Origin of the sequence: Citrobacter sp. C348 (assembly GCF_047467975.1) — a bacterium.
GTDB lineage: Bacteria > Pseudomonadota > Gammaproteobacteria > Enterobacterales > Enterobacteriaceae > Citrobacter > Citrobacter gillenii.
Window position 1 is genome coordinate 174,112 of record NZ_JASJUJ010000005.1, and the last position, 26,445, is coordinate 200,556.

Consider the following 26,445-nt stretch of genomic DNA (forward strand, 5'->3'; position numbering starts at 1 on the left):
CAAGCCGGGCAAGGCAAAGCCGCACCCGGCATTTTGATTAGCGCTTACCTTCCGCCAGCAGCGGCGGGATACTCGGCACCATTGGCGCATCATCGATATCTTTTTGCGTCATACGAAACGCCTGCGGGTAATGTTCGCGACTGGTACGGCGTAGCGGCTCGGTATCACGCCAGGTGTACAGGCAGTGCTGGCACTGGTATACCGTCCAGACGCCTTTCACCGGCGAGGTTGCCATCACTTCAATATGTTCATCAGCACAACGTGGACAAATCATCTGCTACTCCTTATTTACGGTTGGCCAGCATGGCGGTCAGCTTTTCAGCCCAGGCTTTGGTTTCCGGTAAATCACATACCGGCTGGCTGTAATGACCACGGTTATCCGGCGCAACCGGAGTGGTGGCATCAATGATCAGCTTATCGGTGATCCCTGCCGGACTGGAACCCGGATCCAGCTCCAGCACCGACATGTTCGGTAACTGCACCAGATCGCCTGCCGGGTTGACCTTCGACGACAGCGCCCACATCACCTGCGGCAGGTTGAACGGGTCAACGTCCTCATCCACCATAATCACCATCTTCACGTAGCCCAGACCGTGCGGGGTGGTCATCGCCCGCAGGCCGACCGCGCGGGCAAAGCCGCCATAGCGTTTTTTAGTCGAGATAATCGCCAGCAGACCGTGGGTGTACATGGCATTCACCGCCTGTACCTCCGGGAATTCCGCTTTCAGTTGCTGATACAACGGCACACAGGTCGCAGGCCCCATCAGGTAGTCGATTTCGGTCCACGGCATACCCAAATACAGCGATTCAAAAATCGGTTTGGTGCGATAAGAGACTTTATCAATACGCACCACCGTCATATTGCGCCCCCCGGAATAGTGACCGGTAAACTCACCAAACGGGCCTTCGATTTCACGTTTGCGGCTTTCGATTACACCTTCGAGGATCACCTCAGAACCCCACGGCACGTCAAAACCGGTGAGCGGCGCGGTGGCGATCGGGTATGGGCTTTCACGCAGCGCACCCGCCATCTCATATTCAGACTGATCGTACTTCAGCGGCGTAGCGCCCATCAGGGTAATGATCGGATCGTTACCCAGGGTGATGGCAATCGGCAGATCTTCACCGCGCTCTTCCGCTTTATGCAGATGCAGCGCGATATCGTGCATCGGTACCGGTTGCAGGCCAAGTTTACGCTTGCCCTTCACTTCCATACGGTAGATGCCGACGTTCTGCTTGCCGAAGTTGTCCGGATCCAGCGGATCGCGCGACACCACGCAGGCTTTATCAAGATAGAAACCGCCGTCGCCGTCGTTCAAACGAAACAGCGGCAGAATGTCGAACAGATTAATGTCTTCGCCGTCGACAGTATTCTCAGCCCATGCCGGGTTCGCACGGCGCTCCGGGGCAATCGGAAATTTATCCCAGCGTCGGATAAACTCATCAATTTGTTTTCTGACCGGCGTATTGATCGGCAGCCCCATCGAAATGGCATGGTTTTGCCATGAGCCGATGGTGTTCATCGCCACACGGGCGTCGGTAAAGCCACGAATATTGTCAAACCACAATGCCGGTGCGCCGTCGCCGATACGCCCGGTCGCATTAGCGGCCGCGGCAAGATCCGGCTCAGCGTTCACCTCTTCGCTGATTTTCAGCAATTGCCCCTGGTCGTCCAGCGCCTGCAAGAAACCGCGCAAATCATCAAATGCCATTATTCATTCTCCTGTGAAAAATTCTGCGCCGGCCGTAAACCCTGCCAGCGACGGGCGTTCGGATGTTCCAGACCAAACTGATCGAGGACGCGCGCCACAATGTGCTGCGTGATGTCGTCGATCGTTTGGGGATGGTTATAAAACGCGGGCATCGGCGGCACCATCGCGACGCCCATGCGGGAAAGTGCGAGCATATTTTCCAGATGTATTGTGCTAAGCGGCATTTCACGCGGCACCAGCACCAGCCTGCGCCCTTCCTTCAGCACCACGTCGGCAGCACGGCCCACCAGCCCTTCGGCATAGCCTGCGCGAATTCCGGCCAGCGTTTTCATGCTGCAGGGGATAATAATCATGCCGTTGGTGTGAAATGAGCCGGAAGAGATCGTCGCCGCCTGGTCCGCCGGGTTGTGGCAATAATCCGCCAGCGCAGACACCTCGCGGACGCTATAAGGCGTTTCCAGTTCAATCGTGGTTTTCGCCCACTTCGACAGCACCAGATGTGTTTCCACCTCCGGCATTTCCCGCAACGCCTGTAGCAGCGACACACCAAGCGGTGCTCCCGTTGCACCGGTCATCCCTACGATCAGTCTCATTCAGCCCCTCAATATTTGTTCGTGTACGAACATTTTAGCTAAAATACGCTCTCGATACATTTCAGGCAAGGGTGACTCGCACAGATAGCTAAAGAAACGATCGTTAAAAAATGGCGCATTACCCGCTATGATAGAAGCCGACCGCGATCCCGGAGTCCCTATGCCGTTACGAAATAAAGCCTTTCACCTGTTACGTCAGCTTTTCCAGCAGCATACGTCACGCTGGCAGCACGAATTACCGGAGCTCACCAAGCCGCAGTACGCAGTGATGCGCGCTATTGCCGAGCATCCCGGCATTGAACAGGTTGCTCTCACCGAAGCCGCGGTCTGCACCAAAGCCACGCTTGCCGAGCTGCTGAGCCGTATGGAAAAGCGTGAGCTGGTCAGGCGTGAACACTTCCCGGCGGATAAGCGTCGTCGGTTTGTCTATTTGACTGAGCAAGGTGAGGCACTACTGGCAAGCGCAGCGCCGCTGGGCGATAGCGTTGATGATGAGTTTCTGGGCAGGTTGAGCGAGGAAGAGCGTGAACAGTTCACGCAACTGGTACGCAAGATGATGGGGTAATTTACCGGATGGCCGCTACAGGTGATGTCTTTGTAGGCCCGATAAGCAAAGCGCCATCGGGCAATCAGTGCCGGATGGCGGCTACGCCTTATCCGGCCTACACACAGATAAGGCGTAGCGCTACCAGGTTGTAATCCAAGAAAAAGGCCAGCCTCACTGAGACTGGCCTTTCTTGATAGAACTGTGCTTACTCGCGGAACAGCGCTTCGATATTCAGTCCCTGTGTCTGCAGGATTTCACGCAGACGACGCAGACCTTCAACCTGAATCTGACGAACACGTTCACGAGTGAGACCAATTTCACGGCCCACATCTTCCAGTGTCGCAGCTTCATACCCCAGCAGACCGAAACGACGTGCCAGCACTTCACGCTGTTTGGCGTTCAGTTCGAACAGCCATTTGACGATACTCTGTTTCATATCATCGTCTTGCGTGGTGTCTTCCGGACCGTTTTCCTTTTCGTCGGCCAGAATATCCAGCAACGCTTTTTCGGAATCGCCACCCAGCGGGGTGTCTACCGAGGTAATGCGCTCGTTGAGTCGGAGCATACGGCTGACGTCATCAACCGGTTTATCCAGTTGTTCAGCAATCTCTTCTGCGCTCGGTTCGTGGTCCAGTTTATGCGACAACTCACGCGCAGTACGCAGATAGACGTTCAGCTCTTTTACTATATGGATCGGCAGTCGGATCGTACGGGTTTGGTTCATAATCGCCCGTTCGATCGTCTGGCGGATCCACCAGGTTGCGTATGTTGAGAAGCGGAACCCGCGCTCCGGGTCAAACTTCTCGACGGCACGGATAAGCCCCAGATTGCCCTCTTCAATCAGATCCAGCAATGCCAGACCACGATTGCCATAACGACGGGCAATTTTAACCACCAGACGCAGGTTACTTTCAATCATGCGACGGCGAGAGGCTACATCTCCACGCAATGCGCGACGCGCGAAATACACTTCTTCTTCGGCTGTTAACAGTGGCGAATAACCAATCTCACCAAGGTAAAGCTGAGTCGCGTCCAACACACGCTGTGTGGCCCCTTGCGATAACAGCTCCTCTTCAGCCAGGTCGTTATCACTGGGTTCCTCTTCACTCAAGGCTTTTTCATCAAAAGCCTCTACTCCGTTCTCATCAAATTCCGCGTCTTCATTTAAATCATGAACTTTCAGCGTATTCTGACTCATAAAGGTGGCTCCTACCCGTGATCCCTAAACGGAACAAGCAAGTGAAAGCCTGGTTCCGCCGAATTATCGCTGCGGTAAATAGCGCAGCGGGTTTACGGATTTCCCCTTGTAACGAATTTCAAAATGCAAGCGTGTAGAGCTGGTTCCGGTGCTACCCATGGTAGCTATTTTCTGCCCCGCCTTGATTTCTTGTTGCTCCCGAACCAGCATTGTATCGTTATGGGCGTAGGCACTCAGGTAATCATCGTTGTGTTTGATGATAATAAGATTACCGTAACCGCGCAGTGCGTTACCGGCATATACGACGCGTCCATCTGCGGTCGCGACAATCGCCTGTCCCTTACTGCCTGCAATGTCGATCCCTTTATTGCCACCTTCGGTAGCCGCAAAGTTTTCAATCACTTTACCGTCAGTCGGCCAACGCCATGTGGAGATTGGCGCACTGGTAGACGTTGAGCTTGCAGTCGATTCGGTTGCGCTAACTGCTGGTGCCGTTACTGGCGCTGTGACAACTGTCCCAGCAGGCTGGTTGTTCGGCAACATTTTGTTAGCACTTTGTTCACCTGAATCCTCAGAATACGTAATTGTTGGTTTCGAAGCAACAGCGACGGTGGAATTTTGTGCAGGGTTGGTCACAACTCCTTGCTGTGCTGCATCCGCCTGGGTGATGGCATTGCCGCCGGTAATCGGCGCACCCGATGCGTTGCCCACTTGCAGAGTTTGTCCCACATTCAGGCCATACGGGGCTGGAACGTTATTGCGTTGTGCGAGGTCACGGAAATCGTTCCCGGTTATCCAGGCAATATAGAAAAGCGTATCGCCTTTCTTAACTGTATAGGTGCTGCCGCCGGTATAGCTGCCTTTCGGAATGTTCCCATACTTACGGTTGTACACAATACGGCCATTTTCCATCTGTACAGGCTGCTGCGCAACGGGCTGAACTTGCGTTGGCTGCGCGACCGGAGTCTGCACCGATTGGATCTGCGGCGTTTGCTGTGCGGTCGCCGTCGTGCCCATTTTAGGTGGAGGCGTGATTAGCATGCCAGAATTGGTGTTCGTTGGCGCACCGCCATCAACAGAGTTGACCGGCGCAGGCGGATTCGAGGTGTTAGAACAGCCTGCCAGCCATAACGAAACCAGTGACAATGCCGCCATGCGGCGAACGGTAAATTTGTGGCTTCCCGCGCTCATTTATCCCCCAGGAAAATTTGGTTAACAACCAGTGACGTAATCACCGTGCAAGGCATCGGGCTGGACACTGGAAAACGTGACCACGATACGCTTACTAATTCCAGAATATCCAGGAAAACTCCAGGTATTCAGAACCTATATCTACGCTAACTCCCCTTTAACTAAAGGTACGAAGCGTACAGCCTCCACGGTATCGATAATAAATTCGCCTCCCCGACGACGCACCCGTTTCAAATACTGGTGCTCGTCGCCCACGGGTAAGACGAGAATGCCGCCTTCATCCAACTGCGTCATTAACGCGGTTGGGATTTCCGGCGGTGCAGCTGTCACAATGATGGCGTCAAACGGCGCTCGTGCCTGCCAGCCTTGCCATCCATCACCATGACGGGTCGAAACATTATGTAAATCAAGCTGCTTCAGGCGACGACGCGCCTGCCACTGCAAGCCTTTAATGCGCTCGACAGAACACACATGCTGCACCAGATGCGCCAGAATCGCTGTCTGGTAACCGGAACCGGTGCCGATTTCCAGCACCCGCGATTGTGGCGTCAGCTCAAGCAACTCGGTCATACGTGCGACCATATAAGGCTGCGAAATCGTCTGCCCCTGACCAATGGGCAGGGCGATGTTTTCCCAGGCCTTATGTTCAAACGCCTCATCAATGAATTTTTCACGCGGCACGGCGGCGAGCGCATCAAGGACAAGCTCATCTCTGATGCCCTGCGCACGTAATTGTTCAAGAAGAGTGTGTACGCGTCTGCTTACCATTGCGTGTCGACTCCCACGCTGTCTAACCAATCAGAAACAACCTGATGCGCGCCGTATGCGGTTAAATCAACATGCAGCGGCGTGACAGAAACATAGCCTTCATCGACGGCAGCAAAGTCCGTATCCGGCCCGGCATCGCATTTTTCGCCCGGCGGCCCAATCCAGTACAACGTGTTACCGCGCGGGTCCTGCTGTGGAATAACCTGATCCGCCGGATGGCGACTGCCGCAGCGGGTAACGCGAATACCTTTAATCTGATCCAGCGGCAAGTCCGGGACGTTGATATTCAGAATACGCCCGGTACGCAGCGGTTCGCGGCTCAACGCACGTAAAATGCGGCAGGTAATCGCGGCTGCGGTATCGTAGTGTTTATGGCCATCCAGTGAGACCGCCAGCGCGGGAAAGCCCAGGTGCCGGCCTTCCATCGCTGCCGCAACGGTTCCAGAATAGATAACATCGTCACCCAGATTAGGACCGGCGTTAATCCCGGAAACCACGATGTCCGGGCGCGGACGCATTAATGCGTTTACGCCCAGATAGACGCAGTCGGTAGGCGTGCCCATTTGCACGGCGATATCACCGTTTTCAAAGGTGAAGGTGCGAAGCGAAGATTCCAGCGTCAGCGAGTTAGACGCGCCACTGCGGTTACGATCCGGGGCAACCACCTGTACGTCAGCAAACTCACGCAGCGCTTTCGCCAGCGTTTGTATACCAGGCGCGTGGACCCCATCATCGTTACTCAGCAATATACGCATAATCACCCGTTGTGTTAATAAGTTCCCTTACTACACTGGTGGCAAAGCTACCTGCCGGTAGCCAGAAGCGTAACTCAACGGTTACGTCATCCCACCAGTTCCAGCTTAATTGTTGTGGGTACAGCAGCATAGCGCGACGCGATGCGTCGACTTTCTCACGCAATAATAAAGACTGCAGCACGCTTTCATCGGCAATAGCGGCCTGTTCAAACGCCAGCGCGTCGCGCTGAGTTCCCCACTCGCCGCAGCCGGGTAATGCCGCTGTAATCATTAATTCTCTTTCATTAACGCGACGCTGTAATTCAGCCTGTTCTTCCGGGGTGGCAACAAACCAACTTCCGCGTCCAGACAATTGTAGCGCATCGCCGTCAACAACTTGATTAAAGTCTGTTTTTTTCAGGCGTTCATTGACTATCTGATTAAACAACGCGCTGCGGGCTGCCGACAACCAAAAACTGCGTTTATTGCGATCGCGCACCGGTGCATCGCTTTGCGCCCAGCGCAGCGCCCCTTGCAGGTTACTGCCGGCGATGCCAAAACGTTGGGCACCAAAATAGTTCGGTACGCCGCGCTCGAGAATAGCCTGCAAACGTGCTTCAACGTCGGCGCGATCGCTGACTTCACGCAGCACCAGCGTAAAGCCGTTACCTTTCAGGGCACCTAAACGCAGCTTACGCTTGTGACGGGCGTACTCCAGCACTTTACAGCCTTCAAGCTCAAATTTGCTTAAATCAGGCATGACATTGCCCGGCACGCGCGCGCACAGCCACTGTTCAGTGACCGCATGCTTATCTTTCTGCCCGGCGAAGCTGACCTCACGGGCATGAATTTTCAAAAACTTTGCCAGTGCATCGGCGACAAAACGAGTGTTACAGCCGTTCTTCAGGATGCGTACCAGAACGTGCTCGCCTTCTCCGTCCGGTTCAAAGCCTAAATCTTCGACCACCACAAAGTCTTCTGGATTCGCCTTCAATACGCCACGGCCCTGCGGTTTACCGTGGAGATACGTCAGATTTTCAAACTCTGTCATTTTGCAGCCTTTATGAGTAACGCCACCGCTTCACAGGCAATCCCTTCCCCACGCCCGGTAAAACCGAGTTTCTCCGTGGTGGTCGCTTTCACGTTAACATCATCCATATGACAGCCGAGATCTTCGGCAATAAACACGCGCATTTGTGGAATGTGCGGCAGCATTTTCGGTGCCTGCGCAATAATGGTCACATCCACATTGCCGAGCGTGTAGCCTTTGGCCTGAATACGACGCCAGGCTTCACGCAATAATTCGCGGCTATCTGCCCCTTTAAAGGCCGGATCGGTGTCCGGGAACAGTTTACCGATATCGCCCAGCGCTGCCGCGCCCAGCAGCGCATCAGTCAGCGCATGCAACGCGACGTCGCCATCAGAATGCGCCAGCAGCCCCTTTTCGTACGGGATACGCACGCCACCAATGATAATTGGGCCTACGCCACCAAAGGCGTGTACATCAAAACCGTGTCCAATTCGCATTATATTTTCTCCGGATGGATTATTCGGGTCAGATAAAATTCCGCCAGCGCCAGATCTTCCGGACGGGTAACTTTAATATTATCAGCGCGTCCTTCGACAAGCTGTGGATGAAAGCCGCAATATTCCAGCGCCGAGGCCTCATCGGTAATGGTCGCGCCTTCGTTGAGTGCCCGGTTCAGGCAGTCATGTAACAACTCTCGAGGGAAAAACTGTGGCGTCAACGCGTGCCATAAGTCAGTGCGATCAACCGTATGGGCAATGTCTGTTTTGCCCGGCTCCGCGCGTTTCATGGTATCGCGCACCGGCGCGGCAAGGATCCCGCCAGTACGACTGGTTTCGCTTATCGCCAGTAAACGGGATAAATCGTCCTGATGCAGGCACGGCCTGGCAGCATCATGCACCAGCACCCAGCGGGCATTTCCGGCGGCCTGCAAACCGGCCAGCACTGAATCGGCGCGCTCATTACCGCCATCCACCACGGTGATTTGCGGGTGCGCTGCCAGAGGAAGTTCTGCAAAACGGCTGTCGCCAGGGCTGATAGCAATGACGACATGTGTCACCCGGGGATGCGCCAGTAGCGCAGCAACCGAGTGTTCAAGAATGGTTTTATTGCCGATGGAGAGGTACTGCTTAGGACACTCCGATTGCATTCGGCGGCCAAATCCGGCAGCCGGTACCACGGCGCAAACGTCCAATAAAGTGGCTGCCATGTTAAATCCTTGGCTGGTTTATCGATTGTTTTGCCCTGCAGTCTGAGCGCGTTTAGACGCGTCAGGCACCAGACGATAAAAGGTTTCGCCCGGCTTGGTCATGCTGAGTTCGTTGCGCGCACGCTCTTCAATCGCTTCCTGACCGCCATTGAGATCGTCAATTTCGGCAAACAGCTGATCGTTACGCGCTTTAAGTTTCGCATTTGTCGCTTGCTGCGCAGCCACATCATCGTTGACGCGGCTATAGTCATGTATGCCGTTCTTACCGAACCACAGCGAATACTGAAGCCAGACCAATAAAGCCAGCAACAGCAGCGTTAGTTTACCCATCCTGCCCCCTGAAAAACGGCATCATCATCCCAAAACATCCGCAGACGACTCTCCGTCTACAGGCGGGAATACCGCGACAACGCGGGCAAATGTACCACATTTGCTCGTTGTTACGTATACCCCGTGTAAGGAGAACATAATCTCATTGTTGGTTACGGTTTGAATTATGACCAGTCCGCGTTTCAGCCTCAGTAGCCATATAAAGAGAAGGGAGATAGCCTAGCCCAGCAGCCACATAAACAATGCCCCGAACATCAGCCCCACCGTCAGCAGGGTACTCGTTATGCTCAGGAACAGTCGTCCCTTCAATAACGAGTGCAGGGCTATTCCCGCCACAATCGCGACAGGCAGCAATGCAAGGAAAAACGGCCAGGTATAGAGGAAGAAAAACAGCGTGTTAGGGCCATACATAAGACATGGAATGCCCAGCGCCAGCAACCACGCCACAAAACCGACCACGGCCCCCGGTAGTGACCAGATGGTTTCGTCGTCGGCATTGAAGGTGTCTGACTCTGCAATAGTAATGTTATGGCTGTTACGCATAGCTAATCCTGTGACCTTGACTGACCGAGCCGATAAGCTCGGGGATGTCTCAGGATCTGATAATATCTTGCTGCCTCAGCAGGTCTAATAATTGAGGAACCAAATTTGTTACCAATTGTTCACCATCAAGGTGAATCTCTGGCGATTCAGGCGCTTCGTACACCGCGTCAATTCCGGTGAAATTGCGCAGTTCACCCGCTCGCGCTTTTTTATACAGCCCTTTCGGATCGCGGGCTTCACACGTTGCCAGCGGCGTATCGACAAACACCTCGATAAAACGCCCCTCGCCGACGCGCTCGCGGACCATTTGCCGCTCCGCGCGATGCGGGGAGATAAATGCCGTCAGCACTACCAGCCCGGCATCCACCATCAGGCTAGCGACTTCCCCCACTCGCCGGATGTTCTCTTTGCGATCGGCATCGCTAAAACCCAGATCGCTGCACAGGCCGTGGCGCACGTTGTCGCCATCCAGCAGATAAGTACTGACGCCGAGATTGTACAGTGCTTCTTCCAGCGCACCCGCCACCGTTGATTTACCCGAGCCGGAGAGCCCGGTAAACCACAGCACAACACCACGATGCCCGTGGCGCTGTTCCCGCTGCAAAGGCGTAACGGGATGAGAATGCCAGACGACGTTTTCGTCATGCTGCGCCATTACTTTCCTCCCAGCAAATCACGTGCGTTCCAGTGCGGAAAGTGACGACGCACCAGCGCATTGAGTTCCAGTTCAAACGCGCTGAACGGGGATGTCGTGGCCTGTTCTTGCTCGATAGGTTCACGGACAAGTCCCGCCCCCACAGTGACGTTGGTCAGGCGGTCAATAATAATCAGGCCGCCCGTCACTGGGTTATGCTGATAGGTATCCAGCACCAGCGGTTCATCAAACGTCAAATTAACCAGGCCAATACCGTTGAGCGGCAGCGCGTCAACGTCACGCTGAGTCAGGTTATTGATATCGACCTGATACTGCACGCTATCTACGCGGGCACGCGTCTTCTTGCCCGCCACTTTGATGTCATAGCTTTGGCCTTCCGACAGCGGTTGTTCCGCCATCCATACCACGTCAACGGCGGCATGTTGTACCGCAGGCAAGACTTCGCGAGCATCCAGCAGCAGGTCGCCACGGCTGATGTCGATTTCATCTTTCAGCACCAGAGTAATCGCTTCGCCCGCATGCGCTTCCTGGAGGTCGCCGTCAAAGGTGACGATCCGCGCGACGCTTGATTCAACGCCAGACGGCAGCACTTTGATTCGCTGGCCTACCGTTACGCGACCGGAGGCCAGAGTTCCGGCATAACCACGAAAATCCAGGTTCGGGCGATTCACATACTGCACCGGGAAACGCATCGGTTGGGTCTCAACAGCCCGCAGGATCTCTACCGTTTCCAGTACCTCCAGCAGCGTCGGGCCGCTATACCATGGCATGTTTTTACTCTGGGAGGCCACGTTGTCGCCTTCCAGCGCAGAAAGTGGCACAAAGCGAATATCCAGATTGCCCGGCAACTGTTCGGCAAAGGTCAGATAATCTTCGCGAATGCGGGTAAATGTTTCTTCGCTGAAGCTCACCAGATCCATTTTATTGATCGCCACCACCAGATGTTTGATCCCCAGCAGCGTGGAGATAAAACTATGGCGACGGGTCTGGTCGAGCACACCTTTACGTGCATCAATCAGCAGGATCGCCAGATCGCAGGTCGACGCTCCGGTGGCCATGTTGCGGGTGTACTGCTCGTGCCCGGGAGTATCGGCAATAATAAATTTGCGCTTCTCAGTGGAGAAATAGCGGTAGGCCACGTCGATGGTGATCCCCTGCTCACGCTCGGCCTGTAACCCGTCAACCAGCAGCGCCAGATCCAGTTTCTCACCCTGGGTACCATGACGTTTGCTGTCGTTATGCAGCGTTGAGAGCTGATCTTCGTAAATCTGGCGCGTGTCGTGCAGCAGGCGGCCAATCAGCGTACTTTTCCCGTCATCCACGCTGCCGCAGGTTAAAAAGCGCAGCAGGCTTTTGTGTTGCTGGGCAACCATCCAGGCTTCAACGCCGCCTTCATTAGCAATTTGTTGTGCAAGTGTCGTGTTCATGGCGGCTCCTTAGAAATACCCCTGACGTTTCTTCAGCTCCATGGAGCCCGCCTGGTCGCGGTCAATCACGCGGCCCTGACGTTCACTGGTGGTTGAGACCAGCATTTCTTCGATAATTTCCGGCAGCGTCTGCGCGTTTGACTCCACGGCACCGGTAAGCGGCCAGCAGCCAAGCGTGCGGAAACGCACCATGCGTTTTTTGATAACCTCACCAGGCTGCAGATCGATCCTGTCATCGTCGATCATCATCAGCATACCGTCACGTTCCAGCACCGGGCGTTCCGCGGCCAGGTACAGCGGCACAATGTCGATATTTTCCAACCAGATGTACTGCCAGATATCCTGTTCGGTCCAGTTCGAAAGCGGGAACACGCGAATGCTTTCGCCTTTGTTAATCTGCCCGTTGTAGTTGTGCCACAGTTCCGGACGCTGGTTTTTCGGGTCCCAGCGATGAAAACGATCGCGGAAGGAATAAATTCGCTCTTTGGCACGCGATTTCTCTTCATCGCGGCGGGCACCACCGAACGCGGCGTCAAAGCCGTATTTGTTCAGCGCCTGCTTCAGCCCTTCGGTTTTCATGATGTCGGTATGCTTGGCGCTGCCGTGGACAAACGGGTTAATCCCCATCGCCACCCCTTCCGGGTTTTTATGCACCAACAACTCGCAGCCGTAGGCCTTGGCTGTACGGTCACGGAATTCATACATCTCGCTGAATTTCCAGCCGGTGTCCACATGTAGCAACGGAAACGGCAGCGTGCCGGGATAAAACGCTTTGCGCGCCAGATGCAGCATTACGCTGGAGTCTTTGCCGATGGAATACATCATCACCGGATTAGAAAACTCGGCGGCCACCTCACGAATAATATGGATGCTTTCCGCTTCCAGTTGCCGCAGGTGGGTAAGTCGTTTTTGATCCATAACCGTTCCTATGTAATGCCGTTATTGTTCTAACGATGCTCAGATAACTCGACTATAGGGAGGGCAAGAGAACGAATGAAATTACGAATTGGAATGAGTAGTTCCTCAAAGGAATAACGATCTGGAAAAGCAAATATCAAAAAGTGCTTAAGCCGCCGGATTTCGGGCATTTAGGAGCAAATGAAATTGTTTTACCCCGATCACGGTTTCATACTAGCGGGTAAAAATTTATGCTTGGTATTTAAGGACTCACTATGTTTTCCGCATTGCGCCACTTTCCTGCTGCCCTGGCGCTCGGCGTGTGCTTTATCCTTCCCGCACAGGCAACCTCTTCGAAGCCCGGAGATATCGCCAACTTCCAGGCCCGCCATATTGCAACGTTTTTTCCTGGCCGCGTGACGGGCTCGCCTGCAGAAATGTTGTCTGCCGATTATTTACGTCAGCAGTTTCAGCAGATGGGATACAGCAGTGATATTCGGACGTTTAATAGCCGCTATGTGTATACCGCCAAAAATAACCATAAAAACTGGCATAACGTAACGGGTAGCACGGTAATTGCAGCACATGAAGGTAAGGCACCGCAGCAGATTATTATTATGGCGCACCTTGATACCTACGCGCCGCAAAGCGATGCCGACTCCGATGCCAATCTCGGTGGATTAACGCTGCAAGGGATTGACGATAACGCGGCGGGTCTCGGCGTGATGCTGGAACTGGCAGAAAAACTCAAGAATGTCCCGACCGAGTACGGCATCCGCTTTATCGCCACCAGCGGAGAAGAAGAAGGCAAGCTCGGCGCAGAGAACGTACTCAAACGCATGAGCGCCGCCGAGAAGAAAAATACGCTGCTGGTGATTAATCTGGACAACCTGATCGTCGGCGATAAGCTCTATTTCAACAGCGGGCAAAAAACACCTGAAGCTGTCCGCAAGCTCACGCGCGACCGGGCGCTGGCTATTGCACGCAGTCGCGGTATCGCCGCCAGCACTAATCCAGGTCTGAATAAAGATTATCCGAAAGGCACTGGATGTTGTAACGATGCGGAGGTGTTCGACAAAGCAGGCATTGCCGTGCTCTCCGTCGAAGCCACCAACTGGAATCTGGGTAACAAAGACGGCTATCAGCAGCGAGCCAAAACCGCCTCATTCCCTGCAGGCAACAGCTGGCACGACGTTCGACTGGATAACCAGCAGCATATTGATAAAGCGTTACCCGGCCGTATTGAGCACCGCAGTCGCGACGTGGTACGCATTATGCTGCCGCTGGTAAAAGAGCTGGCAAAGGCGGGCTAATTCACCCGTATCCTGCCCGGTAGCATGCAGATGCTTACCGGGCCTGTTACCGATTACCCTTCGTGCAATCCGCACTCACGCTTCAGCCCGAAGAAGCGCGTCTCTTCTTCCGCCATCCCCGGTTCCCATTTACGGGTGGTGTGAGTGTCACCGACCGACAGATAGCCCTGCTCCCAGAGAGGATGGTACTTCAGCCCGTGTTGTTGCAGGTACTGGTATACCGTGCGGTTGTCCCAGTCGATGATCGGCAGCAGTTTGAACACGCCACGCTGGATAGCCAGCACCGGCAAATGGGCACGACTGCCGGATTGCTCACGACGCAGGCCGGCAAACCAGGTTTGTGCATTGAGTTCTTGCAGCGCCCGGTTCATCGGCTCGACTTTGTTGATCTCATTGTATTTCTCAATGCCTTCAACGCCCTGTTCCCACAGTTTGCCATAGCGCGCTTCCTGCCAGGCGGCACTCTCTTTTGCCCGGTAAACCTGCAGATTGAGTTTGAGCGTGTCCGTTAACTCGTCAATAAACTGGTAGGTTTCCGGGAACAAATAGCCGGTATCGGTAAGGATCACCGGGATATCCTGGCGAATCTGATTCACCAGGTGCAGGCTAACCGCCGCCTGAATACCAAAGCTCGAAGAGAGCACGTAGTCGCCGGGCAGATTCTCCAGCGCCCACGCCACACGATCCTGTGCGCTCAGTTTTTCCAGCTGGCTGTTGGTTTGTGCCAACGCCATAACGCGTTCAACTTTCGGCAGCTCGTTCAACGCGTGTAGATCGAGTACAGACATGATTACCTCATCTTATGCCTGATGGCGCTGCGCTTATCAGGCCTACAAAACCGTCGCGCCACCGGGCAACTGAAGATTATTCCCAGAAATCCCGGGCGGGATCGAGCACCGGGCGAATAATGCCCGCACGCACCGTAAAATCGCCGAAGCCTTCACCCGCTTCACGCTCTTTCGCCCAGCGCCCAATCAGTTCATCCAGCAAGGTCAGAATTTCTGTCTCGGTGATGTTCTCTTTGAACATCCGTGGAATACGCGTCCCGATACGGTTACCGCCCAGGTGCAGGTTGTAACGTCCCGGCGCTTTCCCGACCAGACCGACTTCCGCCAGCATGGCGCGGCCGCAGCCGTTCGGGCAGCCCGTCACGCGCAGAACAATGTTCTCGTCGCTCAACGCGTATTTCGCCATCAGCGCGTCAATGTTGTCGATAAACGTTGGCAGGAAGCGCTCTGCTTCCGCCATCGCCAGCGGACAGGTCGGAAACGAGACGCAGGCCATCGAGTTTTCACGCTGCGGCGTCACGGCATTCATTAAGCCGCTCTGCTGCGCAATCTTCTCGATCTTCGCCTTCTCGCTTTCCGGCACACCGGCAATGATCAGGTTCTGGTTGGCGGTAATACGGAACTCGCCTTTGTGGATCTTTGCTATCTCCAGCAACCCGGTTTTCAGCGGACGTCCCGGATAATCCAGAATACGGCCATTCTCAATAAACAGCGTCAGGTGCCAGTTATTGTCGATGCCCTTCACCCAACCAATCCTGTCGCCACGACCGGTAAACTCATACGGGCGAATCGATTCAAATTTGATACCCGCCCGGCGTTCCACTTCTGCCTTAAAGGTCTCAACGCCGACGCGCTCCAGCGTGTATTTGGTTTTGGCGTTTTTACGATCGGTACGGTTACCCCAGTCGCGCTGGGTGGTCACCACCGCTTCCGCAACGGCCAGCGTGTGCTCCAGCGGCAAATAGCCAAATTCACTGGCGGTACGCGCGTAGGTTTTTTTGTTACCGTGCTCAATAGACAGCCCACCGCCCACCAGCAGGTTAAAGCCCACCAGTTTGCCGTTTTCTGCCACCGCGACGAAGTTCATGTCGTTGGCATGCAGATCGATATCGTTCTGCGGCGGAATAACCACCGTCGTTTTGAACTTACGCGGCAGATAAGTTTGACCGAGGATCGGCTCTTCATCGGTGGTGGCGACTTTTTTCTGATCCAGCCAAATCTCTGCATACGCCCGGGTGCGCGGCAACAGGTGTTCAGAGATTTTCTTCGCCCACTCGTAGGCTTCCGCGTGTAACTCGGACTCGTACGGGTTGGAGGTACACAACACGTTACGGTTCATGTCGTTGGCGGTCGCCAGCGCGTCCAGTCCGACCGAGTTGAGCATCTGATGCACCGGCTTGACGTTCTTCTTCAGAATGCCGTGAAACTGAAAGGTCTGACGGTTGGTCAGACGGATGCTGCCGTAAATCGTGTTGTCATGAGCAAACTTATCGATCGCCTGCCATTGTTTAGTGGTGATGACCCCGCCCGGCAGACGGCAGCGCAGCAGCATTGCATGACGTGGCTCCAGCTTCTGCTCGGCGCGCTCGGCGCGAATATCGCGGTCATCCTGCTGGTACATACCGTGAAAACGGATCAGCAGAAAGTTATCACCTTTAAAACCGCCGGTGAGGCCGTCATTTAAATCTTCCGCAATGGTGCCGCGCAGATAGTTGCTTTCCAGCTTCATACGTTCAGCGTCGGACAGCTTACCTTCGACCACCAGTGGCCCTGGATGTTTTTCACTCATTAGTAGACATCTCGCTGATAACGGCGCTCAACGCGCAGCTCACTTAAAAATTCATCCGCCGCTTCGGTATCCATCGCACCGAATTCGGCAATCACTTCCAGCAAAGCCTGCTCAACGTCTTTCGCCATGCGATTGGCGTCGCCGCAGACATAAATGTGCGCCCCGTCATTAATCCAGCGCCACAGTTCCGCACCTTGTTGGCGCAGTTTATCTTGTACGTAGACTTTTTCTTTTTGGTCGCGTGACCAGGCGAGATCGATCCGGGTAAGTACGCCCTCTTTGACGTAGCGCTGCCACTCCACCTGGTAGAGAAAATCTTCGGTAAAGTGCGGATTGCCAAAGAACAGCCAGTTTTTACCCGTCGCTTCATCGGCAGCACGCTGCTGCATAAAGGCGCGGAACGGTGCAATTCCCGTCCCCGGCCCAATCATAATTACCGGTGTTTCAGGATTGGCTGGCAGGCGGAAGTTGTCGTTATGTTCAATGAACACACGTACTTCACCTTCTTCGCCAACGCGGTCGGCGAGGAAGCTCGAGGCTCCGCCGGCACGCGCACGGCCTTCGACGTCAAACCGCACGGCACCGACGGTCACGTGTACTTCGCTTTCGACTTCCGCCTGTGAGGAGGCTATTGAGTACAGGCGCGGGGTCAACGGACGCAGCAGAGCGATTAACGCTTCCGCGTCCAGCTGCGCCGGAGAAAAGCGCAGCATATCGACGATAGGCGTGGTGGCGGCATAGTGTTGCAACTGCGCTTTATCGCCCACCAGCGGCAGCAACGTTTCACTGCGCGTTAAGGTGGCGTAATTTTCTACAATATTGGCTGTGTTAACCGTCAGTTCGAAGTGCCACTGCAGCGCGTCGGTAAGCGGTAGCAATTTGCCATCAACCGTGACCGGCTCGTCGCCTTTCAGCCACAGCAGTTCAACAATCTCTTTGACCAGCGCCGGATCGTTTTGATACCACACGCCAAGCGCGTCGCCGGGCTGATAGCGCAGGCCGGAGTCGCCCAGATCGATTTCGATATGGCGCACGTCTTTTTCGGAGTCACGACCGGTGATTTTCTGGTTTACAGAAAGCGAAGCCGTCAGAGGCGCTTCTTTGGTATAGGGACTGGTATGAACGTCGTTTACCGCACCGCTCGCTGCGACCTGTACAGAAGGTGCGGCAGGGGCGCGAGCTTTCAACACCTCAACCAGACGGGCGCGCCACTGCGCAGCTGCCGGTTGATATTCAACATCTGCATCTACACGATCCAACAAGCGTTCACCGCCAAGCTCCGCCAGTTTGCTGTCGAAGTTTTTGCCAGACTGGCAGAAAAACTCATAAGAGGTATCGCCAAGGCCAAATACGGCGAAGGCGGTATTTTCAAGTTTCGGCGCTTTTTTAGAGAACAGGAATTTATGCAACGCCACCGCTTCTTCCGCCGGCTCACCCTCTCCCTGCGTCGAGGCCACCACGACCAGCAATTTCTCGTTGGCAATATTTTTAAATTTATAGTCGCCGGCATTGATCAGGGTGACATTGAGCTTCGCGGCAATAAGATCGTCACGCAGGGCTTCCGCCACACGGCGCGCATTACCGGTCTGCGAGGCGGAGATGAGCGTGATCCCCGGCATTTCGGCAGCAGGTGCAGGAATAACCGCATTAGCGCCCGGCTGCTGATTCAGCACGCCCCAGAAATAGCCAGAAACCCACGCAAGCTGCGCGGGTGAGAGATCGGTGGTGGCCGCCTGAAGGCGTGCCAGCTGCTCCGGGTTTAGCGGAAGCAAAGCGGAAAGTGGGGCCTGTGTCGTCATGCGTTGTCATGTTCCAGTAAGCAAAGCGGATTTAAGCAATAAAACCCAAACTGAAGATAAGGTTAACGGCGAGAATAGTAACAATTAAAGAAGGGATAGAAATAACAAATAACCAAATGGACTAACCTGTTTTAGCTATAGTTATTAACGGCAAAACAGATTTAATAACCATATGATATATAAATAGTTATTTGATATTGATTGCGTGAATGCACTGTCAGGATACTCAGCGCCCGTTTAACTAATGATAAAATTCGTATTATAAGGTACCCTACGGCGGTTTTTTGCATTCTTGAGAGTAGATAATGTCCACCACCCTGTTTAAAGATTTCACCTTCGAAGCCGCTCACCACCTGCCGCACGTACCAGAAGGGCACAAATGTGGCCGCCTGCATGGTCACTCATTTATGGTGCGTCTTGAAATTACGGGTGAAGTCGATCCCCATACCGGTTGGATTATGGACTTTTCCGAGTTAAAAGCGGCATTTAAGCCGACGTACAATCGCCTTGATCACTACTATCTGAATGATATTCCAGGTCTTGAGAATCCGACCAGTGAAGTACTGGCGAAGTGGATCTGGGATGAGATGAAACCGCTGGTTCCGCTGCTGAGCGCGGTGATGGTAAAAGAGACCTGCACGGCGGGCTGCGTCTATCGCGGCGAATGATTCAGTCATTGCCGGATGGCGGAGCGCCTTATACGGCCTACACGTATCTACAAGCGTAGGCCGGGCAAGCGAAGCGCACCCGGCAAAATTTATCAGGCAATATTCAGATATTTATGCGTTTGCATCGACAGACGCCAGTTACGCGCAATGCAGGTATCAATACACAGGCGCGTGGCATCATCCTTCTGACTGATCGGCTGTAAAGCAATGATGCGCGGCTTATCATCGGTCAACGTCGCCAGCAGTTCATCCAGTGCTTCAATGTCGCGAACACGCCCCACCGGGTGCTTGATTTCATTGGCGCGTTCCAGCGCCTGAGATAACACGTCATAGCCGCCGCGCATATTCACCTTGGGAGAGACAGTCACCCAGGTGTTCGGCGTACAGCGGACTTCATGCGTGCCGCTGGTTTCAATCTGGCAGCTAAAGCCATTCTTTTCCAGCAAGTCGGTCAGCGGCATCAGGTCGTGAATGCAGGGTTCACCCCCGGTGATCACCACATGACGGGCGGTATAGCCCTGACGCTGAATCACAGCCAGCAGATCTTCGCCGCTCGCCGCGCCCCATTTATCGTTCTCTTTAGTCTTGGCCAGGATGCTGTAAAGCGAGACTTCCCGATCCTCAAGCTTATCCCAGGTGTGTTTGGTATCGCACCAGGCACAGCCAACCGGGCATCCCTGTAAACGAATAAAAATGGCGGGGACGCCGGTAAAATAACCCTCACCTTGCAGGGTCTGGAACATCTCATTAATCGGGTACTGCATAGTCTTCTCAATGTGGGGATAAACGATAATTATCGCAGATCCCCGCCAAAGTATCATGCCCGATCGTTGCTTTACGAGGCGATCGCCGTGACAAAGCGTGCCGTTATTTGTTGCGGACGGGTGATCGCCCCCCCAACCACTACGGTGTGTGCGCCTAATGCCAGGCAGTGTGCAGCCCGCTCGGGGGTGTCGACATTCCCCTCTGCCACTACCGGCAGGCTAACTGCAGCCAATACCTCGCGTAAAAAACCGCAGTCGTTATCCGCAAGCACATGCCCACGCGTCTCTGCCGTGTAGCCATAAAGCGTCGTCCCCACGCAGTCAAAACCCAGTCGTTCGGCGGTAACGGCTTCGTCTACACTGGCGATGTCCGCCATCAACAGCACAGATGGGTAGCGTGCGCGGATTTGCGTGACCAGTTCTTCCAGCGTTTGCCCACCGGGACGCGGGCGCGCAGTCGCATCAAGGGCAATAATTTCCGGCTCAACGGTCATCAACTCATCCACTTCCTTCATAGTGGCGGTGATAAACACGTCGCTACCCGGATAATCACGTTTGATGATCCCAATGATCGGCAGTGCGACGCTTTCTTTAATGGCGCGAATGTCCACAACGCTGTTCGCACGGATACCGACAGCCCCTCCCTGTGCTGCCGCCAATGCCATCCGTGACATGATAAACGGGCTGTGCAGAGGCTCATTTTCCAGCGCCTGACAGGAGACAATTAACTTACCTTTCAGCGAATCCAGTACAGTTTTCATTACGATAAAATCTCTTCAACTTCATTTTTGATAATGGTGACGTGCGGGCCATAAATCACCTGAACACCATTGCCACGAATAATCACGCCACGCGCCCCGGTTGCTTTCAGTGCGGCTTCATCAACCTTGCTACCATCTTTCACCGTCACGCGTAATCGCGTGGCGCAACAATCCACCTCTTCCAGATTCTCTTTGCCACCCAGTCCAGCAACCACAGCTGCGGCTCGTTCGCTTTGAGGCAACGCGTTTTCGACTAACGTTGCGTTCTCACGGCCCGGCGTCAGCCAGCCAAAGCGGTTGATCAAATAGCGGAAGGTAAAGTAGTACAGGAAGAACCACGGCACGCCCACCATCGGCACGTACATCCAGTTGGTTTTCGCTTCGCCCTGCAATACGCCAAAGAGGATGAAATCGATCAGTCCGCCCGAGAAGGTTTGCCCGATGGTGATATGTAAAATATGGGCAATCATAAATGCCAGGCCATCGAAGAAGGCGTGAATGACGTATAAGACAGGTGCCACGAACAGGAAGGAGAACTCAATCGGCTCAGTGATGCCGGTCAGGAAGGAAGTCAGCGCAGCGGACAGTAGCAGACCCGCGACAACTTTTTTGTTCTCTGACTTCGCGGTGTGGTACATCGCCAGACATGCCCCAAGCAGACCGAACATCATGGTAATGAAGCGCCCGGACATAAAGCGCGAGGTACCCACATAGAACTGCTGAGTGTTCTGATCGGCAAGCTGGGCAAAGAAAATACGCTGCGTGCCTTCAACCAACTGGCCGTTAACAATTTCACTGCCACCGAGCGCGGTCGTCCAGAATGGCAGATAAAAGATATGGTGCAGACCCAGTGGACCGAGCATACGCAGGATAAAACCGTACAGCAGCGTCCCCAGATAACCCGTTGCATCAACAAGGCCACCCAGTCCAAATATGAGTTTCTGGAAATGGGGCCAGACCACCGTCATCGCCGCACCCACTGCAATCGCCGCAAGCGAGCTAATGATCGGGACAAAGCGCGAGCCGCTAAAGAAACCAAGAAACTGCGGTAGCGAGACTTTATTAAAGCGATTGTGCAGTGCGCAGGTGACAAGACCTATCACTACACCACCAAACACGCCCGTTTCCAGCGTCTGGATACCCAGCGTCATTCCCTGACCAACAGCCCCCGGGTTCTCATGCGCCAGCGTCCCATTCAGGATCAGCAAAGCGTTGATAGTGGCATTCATCACCAAAAACGCCAGCAGCGCGGCAAGCCCCGCAGTGCCTTTATCCGTCTTCGCCAGGCCCACTGCTACACCAACCGCAAACAGCACCGACAGGTTAGCAAACACAATGGACCCCGCGCTGGTCATGATAGTGAAGATAGCCTGCAACCCGTCAACATCTAAAAACGGGTAAGCCGTCAACGTGTTAGGGTTTGATAATGCACCACCAATACCCAGTAACAGCCCCGCAGCAGGTAATATCGCAATTGGCAGCATGAACGATTTACCAAACCGCTGTGCCTTTTCAAACCACGTCCCTGACGACGCGCCGCTAAACATATTCATCATTTTTTCATTCCCCCGACAATTGGTGAAAATTTTTATCATAAATAATTTATAAAATGAAAATTATCATCAAAACTCGGGAAGTCGATCATACTTTTTTGAAATGACTGGCATCTCTCCCCCGCTTTCCGCCACACTATCGTCAGAGAAACGTATTAAGGATTTTGCATGCCAGAAAATGAAAACCTGCTGCTGAGACTGCGCCAGGGCGTAGACGGATACAGCCGTACACAGCAGAAGCTGGGTGAGTTTGTGCTGAGCGATCCGGCAAAAGTTGTCTATCTGACGATTACTGAACTGGCACGTGAAAGCGACACCAGCGAGGCCAGCGTCACGCGTCTGTGCCGCGCGCTGGGATGTAAGGGCTATAACGAATTTAAGATGGCGCTGGCGCTTGATCTCCAGCACGGACAGCCGATCGAACACAGCGGCGATGAAATTGACAATGTGGTCAATGAATCCGTGCAAGCGCTGCAGGACACGGCAAAATTGCTCGACAGGGGATTACTGGAAGCTGCGGCTCTTGCGCTGCATCAGGCTCAGTCGGTACAGATTTATGGCGTAGCGGCCAGCGCCATTCTGGGAGAGTATTTACATTACAAACTGTTGCGTCTGGGCAAGCCCGCACAGCTGTTCAGCGACATGCATCGCGCCGCCATGAATGCCACTACGCTTTCCAAAGACTCGCTGGTGGTGGCAATTTCCAGTTCAGGCTCCACTCGCGATTTGCTTCATGTCGTTAAACTGGCGCGTAAGCATGGCGTCCCCGTCCTGGCGCTGAGCAACACGCCGCGCAGCCCGTTGGCTTCACTGAGTGATATCCAGCTGGTTGCAGCCAAACCCGAAGGGCCGCTAAGCGCCGGGGCACTCAATGCCAAAGTGGGCGTAATGTTATTAGTTGAATTGCTCACCACATCGCTTATCGCGCTGGATGAAAAGTACAGCGATGTGAGTCAGCAAACCGCCAGTGCGACACTGCCACTGCTACTTTAAAGCCATAAAAAAACCCGCCGAAGCGGGTTTTTACGTTAAGAGCTAAAGAACAGGATTACGCCTGACCTTTGATCTCTTTACGACCGTTGTACGGTGCTTGTTCACCCAGCGCTTCTTCGATACGAATCAGCTGGTTGTACTTAGCAACGCGGTCAGAACGGCTCATAGAACCGGTTTTGATCTGGCCTGCAGCGGTACCAACAGCCAGGTCAGCGATGGTTGCGTCTTCAGTTTCGCCAGAACGGTGAGAGATGACAGCCGTGTAGCCAGCGTCTTTCGCCATTTTGATCGCAGCCAGAGTTTCGGTCAGAGAACCGATCTGGTTGAATTTGATCAGGATGGAGTTAACGATGCCTTTGTCGATGCCTTCTTTCAGGATCTTGGTGTTGGTTACGAACAGATCGTCACCAACCAGCTGGATTTTGTCGCCCAGTACTTTAGTCTGGTATGCGAAACCATCCCAGTCAGACTCGTCCAGACCATCTTCGATGGACACGATCGGGTACTGTTTGGTCAGTTCTTCCAGGAAGTGAGTGAATTCTTCGGAGGTGAATGCTTTGTTGCCTTCGCCAGCCAGAACGTATTTACCGTCTTTGTAGAATTCAGATGCTGCACAGTCCATCGCCAGAGTGATGTCTTTGCCCAGCTCGTAGCCTGCTGCTTTAACCGCTTCAGCAATAACAGCCAGAGCTTCTGCGTTGGAACCCAGGTTCGGCGCGTAGCCACCTTCGTCACCAACTGCAGTGTTCATGCCTTTGGCTTTCAGAACTTTAGCCAGGTTGTGGAACACTTCAGAACCCATACGTACGGCTTCTTTCAGGGATTTAGCGCCAACCGGCTGAATCATAAATTCCTGGATGTCGACGTTGTTGTCAGCATGCTCACCACCGTTGATGATGTTCATCATCGGAACCGGCATAGAGAATTTGCCCGGAGTACCGTTCAGCTCAGCGATGTGCGCATACAGCGGCAGGCCTTTAGCAGCAGCTGCTGCTTTAGCGTTCGCCAGGGACACAGCCAGAATGGCGTTTGCACCGAAGTTGGATTTGTTTTCAGTACCGTCCAGATCGATCATTACCTTGTCGATGCCAGCCTGATCTTTAGCATCTTTACCCAGCAGAGCCTGAGCAATTGGGCCGTTTACCGCGCCAACCGCTTTCAGTACGCCTTTACCCATGAAACGGGATTTGTCGCCATCGCGCAGTTCCAGTGCTTCGCGGGAACCAGTAGAAGCACCTGACGGAGCTGCTGCCATACCAACGAAACCACCTTCCAGGTGTACTTCGGCTTCAACAGTCGGGTTACCACGGGAGTCGATGATTTCACGACCGATGATTTTAACGATTTTGGACATTAGGTTTTCCTCAGTACAAGTTAAACTAAAACTCCAGACAAACAATGCACCCGGATGGGTGCATTGCCGTTCTAACTTTTTACTTACTTCGCCTGACGCTTCTGATGTTCACTGGCGGCTTTCACAAAGCCGGCAAACAGCGGGTGCCCATCACGTGGCGTGGAAGTAAATTCCGGGTGGAACTGACAGGCCACGAACCACGGATGATTCGGTACCTCAATGATCTCGACCAACTGATCATCACCGGAGCGGCCTGCAACACGCAGACCCGCAGCTTCAATTTGTTTCAACAGCATATTGTTGACTTCGTAGCGGTGGCGATGGCGTTCAACAATTGTCGGCGTGCCGTACAGCTTACGCACCAGACTCTCGTCGTCCAGCTGACACTGCTGCGCACCAAGGCGCATCGTGCCGCCCAGATCGCTCTTCTCGGTACGGACTTCGACGTTGCCGTCTTCATCACGCCATTCGGTAATCAGGGCCACCACCGGGTACTTACAGTCTGGCACAAATTCCGTGGAGTTGGCGTTGTCCATACCCACGACGTTACGAGCAAACTCAATCAACGCTACCTGCATACCCAGGCAAATGCCCAGATAAGGAATATTGTTCTCACGCGCAAAGCGTGCCGTCGCGATTTTACCTTCAACACCACGGTAGCCGAAGCCGCCTGGGATCAGGATAGCGTCGAGACCTTTCAGGATCTCAACACCGCGCGTTTCAACATCCTGCGAATCGATCAGCTTGATGTTGACGGTGACACGGTTCTTCAGACCACCGTGCTTCAGCGCTTCGATAACTGACTTATAGGCATCCGGCAGCTCAATGTACTTGCCGACCATACCGATAGTCACTTCGCCTGCCGGATTAGCTTCTTCGTAGATAACCTGTTCCCATTCTGACAGATTTGCTTCCGGACAGTTCAAGCTGAATCGTTTACAAATATAATCGTCCAGCCCCTGAGATTTCAACAGGCCTGGAATTTTATAGATAGAATCGACATCTTTCAGAGAAATCACCGCTTTTTCCGGGACGTTACAGAACAATGCAATTTTTGCACGTTCATTAGCCGGAACAGCACGATCGGAGCGGCAAATCAGAATATCTGGCTGGATACCGATAGAAAGCAGCTCTTTTACAGAGTGCTGAGTCGGTTTCGTTTTGACTTCACCTGCCGCTGCCATGTAGGGAACCAGCGTCAGATGCATAAACAGCGTATGTTCGCGGCCAATTTCTACGGCCATCTGGCGAATCGCTTCAAGGAACGGCAGAGATTCGATATCCCCAACGGTTCCACCGATTTCGACCAGAACAACATCATGACCTTCACCGCCTTCCAGAACGCGTTCTTTGATCGCATTCGTGATGTGCGGGATAACCTGAACGGTTGCGCCCAGATAGTCGCCACGGCGTTCTTTACGCAGAACGTCAGAGTAAATACGACCGGTGGTGAAGTTGTTGCGGCGGCTCATTTTGGTACGGATGAAACGCTCGTAGTGACCCAGGTCCAGATCGGTTTCAGCGCCGTCTTCGGTAACGAACACTTCCCCGTGTTGGATTGGGCTCATAGTACCTGGATCGACGTTGATGTACGGATCCAGTTTCATCATGGTTACATTGAGGCCACGGGCTTCAAGAATGGCTGCCAGGGAGGCTGCGGCAATGCCTTTTCCCAGAGAGGATACGACCCCGCCGGTCACAAAAATATAGTTCGTTGTCATGCTGGACCTGAGAAGTTAGGGTGAAACGATGGAATTACCAAGACGGGAAAGTAGTATACCCGAACATGGCGAGCGCCACAAACTTTCATTATTCCTCCTCTTCACCAGGC

General features: G+C 53.9%; 27 protein-coding genes. 4 read left to right on the forward strand and 23 right to left on the reverse strand.

The window, feature by feature from the left end:
• Positions 1–37: 37 nt before the first annotated feature.
• The 3 genes from QNN86_RS11935 to QNN86_RS11945 are packed head-to-tail and all read right to left on the reverse strand — an operon-like array spanning position 38 to position 2,305.
• Positions 38–274, reverse strand: coding sequence for a non-oxidative hydroxyarylic acid decarboxylases subunit D (locus QNN86_RS11935; protein ID WP_096755928.1), 237 nt, complete (start codon positions 272–274; stop codon positions 38–40).
• 10 nt (positions 275–284) lie between these two features.
• Positions 285–1,712, reverse strand: coding sequence for a non-oxidative hydroxyarylic acid decarboxylases subunit C (locus tag QNN86_RS11940; RefSeq protein WP_117343154.1), 1,428 nt, complete (start codon positions 1,710–1,712; stop codon positions 285–287).
• Positions 1,712–2,305 carry a non-oxidative hydroxyarylic acid decarboxylases subunit B gene (locus QNN86_RS11945; protein ID WP_414211150.1) on the reverse strand — a complete coding sequence of 198 codons (594 nt, stop codon included), beginning with the start codon at positions 2,303–2,305 and terminating at the stop codon, positions 1,712–1,714. Before QNN86_RS11945 ends, QNN86_RS11940 begins: the two co-directional genes overlap by 1 nt.
• A gap of 160 nt (positions 2,306–2,465) precedes the next feature.
• On the opposite strand from QNN86_RS11945, the gene QNN86_RS11950 reads away from it, so the two are divergent.
• Positions 2,466–2,870: a MarR family winged helix-turn-helix transcriptional regulator gene (locus tag QNN86_RS11950; RefSeq protein WP_117343152.1), complete on the forward strand. Its 405-nt coding sequence runs from the start codon at positions 2,466–2,468 to the stop codon at positions 2,868–2,870.
• 187 nt (positions 2,871–3,057) lie between these two features.
• On the opposite strand, the gene rpoS is transcribed toward QNN86_RS11950, so the two are convergent.
• The 12 genes from rpoS to cysD all read right to left on the reverse strand — a co-directional run bounded on the left by rpoS (position 3,058) and on the right by cysD (position 12,853).
• Positions 3,058–4,050 carry an RNA polymerase sigma factor RpoS gene (gene rpoS / locus QNN86_RS11955; RefSeq protein WP_000081498.1) on the reverse strand — a complete coding sequence of 331 codons (993 nt, stop codon included), beginning with the start codon at positions 4,048–4,050 and terminating at the stop codon, positions 3,058–3,060.
• Positions 4,051–4,113: 63 nt separating this feature from the next.
• The gene (gene nlpD, locus QNN86_RS11960; protein WP_346283980.1) at positions 4,114–5,196 is read right to left on the reverse strand and encodes a murein hydrolase activator NlpD; all 1,083 of its coding nucleotides are present in this window, start codon (positions 5,194–5,196) and stop codon (positions 4,114–4,116) included.
• 186 nt (positions 5,197–5,382) lie between these two features.
• On the reverse strand, positions 5,383–6,009 hold the full coding sequence (gene pcm, locus QNN86_RS11965) for a protein-L-isoaspartate O-methyltransferase (RefSeq protein WP_096755923.1): 627 nt from the start codon (positions 6,007–6,009) through the stop codon (positions 5,383–5,385).
• On the reverse strand, positions 6,003–6,764 hold the full coding sequence (gene surE, locus QNN86_RS11970) for a 5'/3'-nucleotidase SurE (protein WP_096755922.1): 762 nt from the start codon (positions 6,762–6,764) through the stop codon (positions 6,003–6,005). Before surE ends, pcm begins: the two co-directional genes overlap by 7 nt.
• Positions 6,745–7,794 (reverse strand): tRNA pseudouridine(13) synthase TruD, encoded by a 1,050-nt coding sequence (gene truD / locus QNN86_RS11975; protein ID WP_181617719.1) that lies wholly within the window; start codon positions 7,792–7,794, stop codon positions 6,745–6,747. Before truD ends, surE begins: the two co-directional genes overlap by 20 nt.
• Positions 7,791–8,270, reverse strand: a complete 480-nt coding sequence (ispF, locus tag QNN86_RS11980) for a 2-C-methyl-D-erythritol 2,4-cyclodiphosphate synthase (RefSeq protein ID WP_096755920.1) — start codon at positions 8,268–8,270, stop codon at positions 7,791–7,793. Before ispF ends, truD begins: the two co-directional genes overlap by 4 nt.
• Positions 8,270–8,980 (reverse strand): 2-C-methyl-D-erythritol 4-phosphate cytidylyltransferase, encoded by a 711-nt coding sequence (gene ispD, locus QNN86_RS11985; protein ID WP_181617720.1) that lies wholly within the window; start codon positions 8,978–8,980, stop codon positions 8,270–8,272. Before ispD ends, ispF begins: the two co-directional genes overlap by 1 nt.
• A gap of 18 nt (positions 8,981–8,998) precedes the next feature.
• Positions 8,999–9,310 carry a cell division protein FtsB gene (ftsB, locus tag QNN86_RS11990; RefSeq protein ID WP_003034163.1) on the reverse strand — a complete coding sequence of 104 codons (312 nt, stop codon included), beginning with the start codon at positions 9,308–9,310 and terminating at the stop codon, positions 8,999–9,001.
• Between the two features lie 219 nt (positions 9,311–9,529).
• Positions 9,530–9,853, reverse strand: coding sequence for a DUF3561 family protein (locus tag QNN86_RS11995; protein WP_181617721.1), 324 nt, complete (start codon positions 9,851–9,853; stop codon positions 9,530–9,532).
• 49 nt (positions 9,854–9,902) lie between these two features.
• Positions 9,903–10,508, reverse strand: coding sequence for an adenylyl-sulfate kinase (gene cysC, locus QNN86_RS12000; RefSeq protein WP_414211151.1), 606 nt, complete (start codon positions 10,506–10,508; stop codon positions 9,903–9,905).
• The gene (gene cysN / locus QNN86_RS12005; RefSeq protein WP_414211153.1) at positions 10,508–11,935 is read right to left on the reverse strand and encodes a sulfate adenylyltransferase subunit CysN; all 1,428 of its coding nucleotides are present in this window, start codon (positions 11,933–11,935) and stop codon (positions 10,508–10,510) included. Before cysN ends, cysC begins: the two co-directional genes overlap by 1 nt.
• A 9-nt stretch (positions 11,936–11,944) precedes the next feature.
• Positions 11,945–12,853 (reverse strand): sulfate adenylyltransferase subunit CysD, encoded by a 909-nt coding sequence (gene cysD / locus QNN86_RS12010; protein ID WP_003034152.1) that lies wholly within the window; start codon positions 12,851–12,853, stop codon positions 11,945–11,947.
• 254 nt (positions 12,854–13,107) lie between these two features.
• Here cysD and QNN86_RS12015 point away from each other — a divergent pair, with 254 nt between their 5' ends.
• Positions 13,108–14,145, forward strand: a complete 1,038-nt coding sequence (locus QNN86_RS12015) for an aminopeptidase (protein WP_414211154.1) — start codon at positions 13,108–13,110, stop codon at positions 14,143–14,145.
• A 53-nt stretch (positions 14,146–14,198) separates the two neighbouring features.
• On the opposite strand, the gene cysH is transcribed toward QNN86_RS12015, so the two are convergent.
• From cysH to cysJ, 3 genes are all read right to left on the reverse strand, one after another.
• The gene (cysH, locus tag QNN86_RS12020; protein WP_414211155.1) at positions 14,199–14,933 is read right to left on the reverse strand and encodes a phosphoadenosine phosphosulfate reductase; all 735 of its coding nucleotides are present in this window, start codon (positions 14,931–14,933) and stop codon (positions 14,199–14,201) included.
• Positions 14,934–15,009: 76 nt separating this feature from the next.
• Positions 15,010–16,722: an assimilatory sulfite reductase (NADPH) hemoprotein subunit gene (gene cysI / locus QNN86_RS12025; RefSeq protein ID WP_414211156.1), complete on the reverse strand. Its 1,713-nt coding sequence runs from the start codon at positions 16,720–16,722 to the stop codon at positions 15,010–15,012.
• Positions 16,722–18,521: an NADPH-dependent assimilatory sulfite reductase flavoprotein subunit gene (gene cysJ / locus QNN86_RS12030; protein ID WP_414211157.1), complete on the reverse strand. Its 1,800-nt coding sequence runs from the start codon at positions 18,519–18,521 to the stop codon at positions 16,722–16,724. Before cysJ ends, cysI begins: the two co-directional genes overlap by 1 nt.
• A 305-nt stretch (positions 18,522–18,826) precedes the next feature.
• Between cysJ and queD the strand changes: the two genes are divergently transcribed.
• Positions 18,827–19,189, forward strand: a complete 363-nt coding sequence (gene queD / locus QNN86_RS12035; protein ID WP_096755909.1) for a 6-carboxytetrahydropterin synthase QueD — start codon at positions 18,827–18,829, stop codon at positions 19,187–19,189.
• Between the two features lie 92 nt (positions 19,190–19,281).
• On the opposite strand, the gene queE is transcribed toward queD, so the two are convergent.
• The 3 genes from queE to QNN86_RS12050 form a co-directional block, all read right to left on the reverse strand.
• The gene (gene queE / locus QNN86_RS12040) at positions 19,282–19,953 is read right to left on the reverse strand and encodes a 7-carboxy-7-deazaguanine synthase QueE (protein WP_414211158.1); all 672 of its coding nucleotides are present in this window, start codon (positions 19,951–19,953) and stop codon (positions 19,282–19,284) included.
• 71 nt (positions 19,954–20,024) lie between these two features.
• Positions 20,025–20,714, reverse strand: a complete 690-nt coding sequence (locus QNN86_RS12045; RefSeq protein WP_182269259.1) for a putative N-acetylmannosamine-6-phosphate 2-epimerase — start codon at positions 20,712–20,714, stop codon at positions 20,025–20,027.
• A complete protein-coding gene (locus tag QNN86_RS12050; protein WP_414211159.1) occupies positions 20,714–22,270 on the reverse strand; it encodes a PTS transporter subunit EIIC in 1,557 nt (518 codons plus the stop codon). The genes QNN86_RS12045 and QNN86_RS12050 overlap by 1 nt, the downstream gene beginning before the upstream one ends.
• 165 nt (positions 22,271–22,435) lie before the next feature.
• Here QNN86_RS12050 and QNN86_RS12055 point away from each other — a divergent pair, with 165 nt between their 5' ends.
• Entirely contained in the window at positions 22,436–23,260 is an 825-nt protein-coding gene (locus QNN86_RS12055) for an SIS domain-containing protein (protein WP_182269257.1), read from the forward strand.
• A 55-nt stretch (positions 23,261–23,315) separates the two neighbouring features.
• On the opposite strand, the gene eno is transcribed toward QNN86_RS12055, so the two are convergent.
• A complete protein-coding gene (gene eno / locus QNN86_RS12060; RefSeq protein WP_096755905.1) occupies positions 23,316–24,614 on the reverse strand; it encodes a phosphopyruvate hydratase in 1,299 nt (432 codons plus the stop codon).
• An 83-nt stretch (positions 24,615–24,697) separates the two neighbouring features.
• Positions 24,698–26,335 (reverse strand): glutamine hydrolyzing CTP synthase, encoded by a 1,638-nt coding sequence (pyrG, locus tag QNN86_RS12065; protein ID WP_096755904.1) that lies wholly within the window; start codon positions 26,333–26,335, stop codon positions 24,698–24,700.
• Positions 26,336–26,445 lie beyond the last annotated feature (110 nt).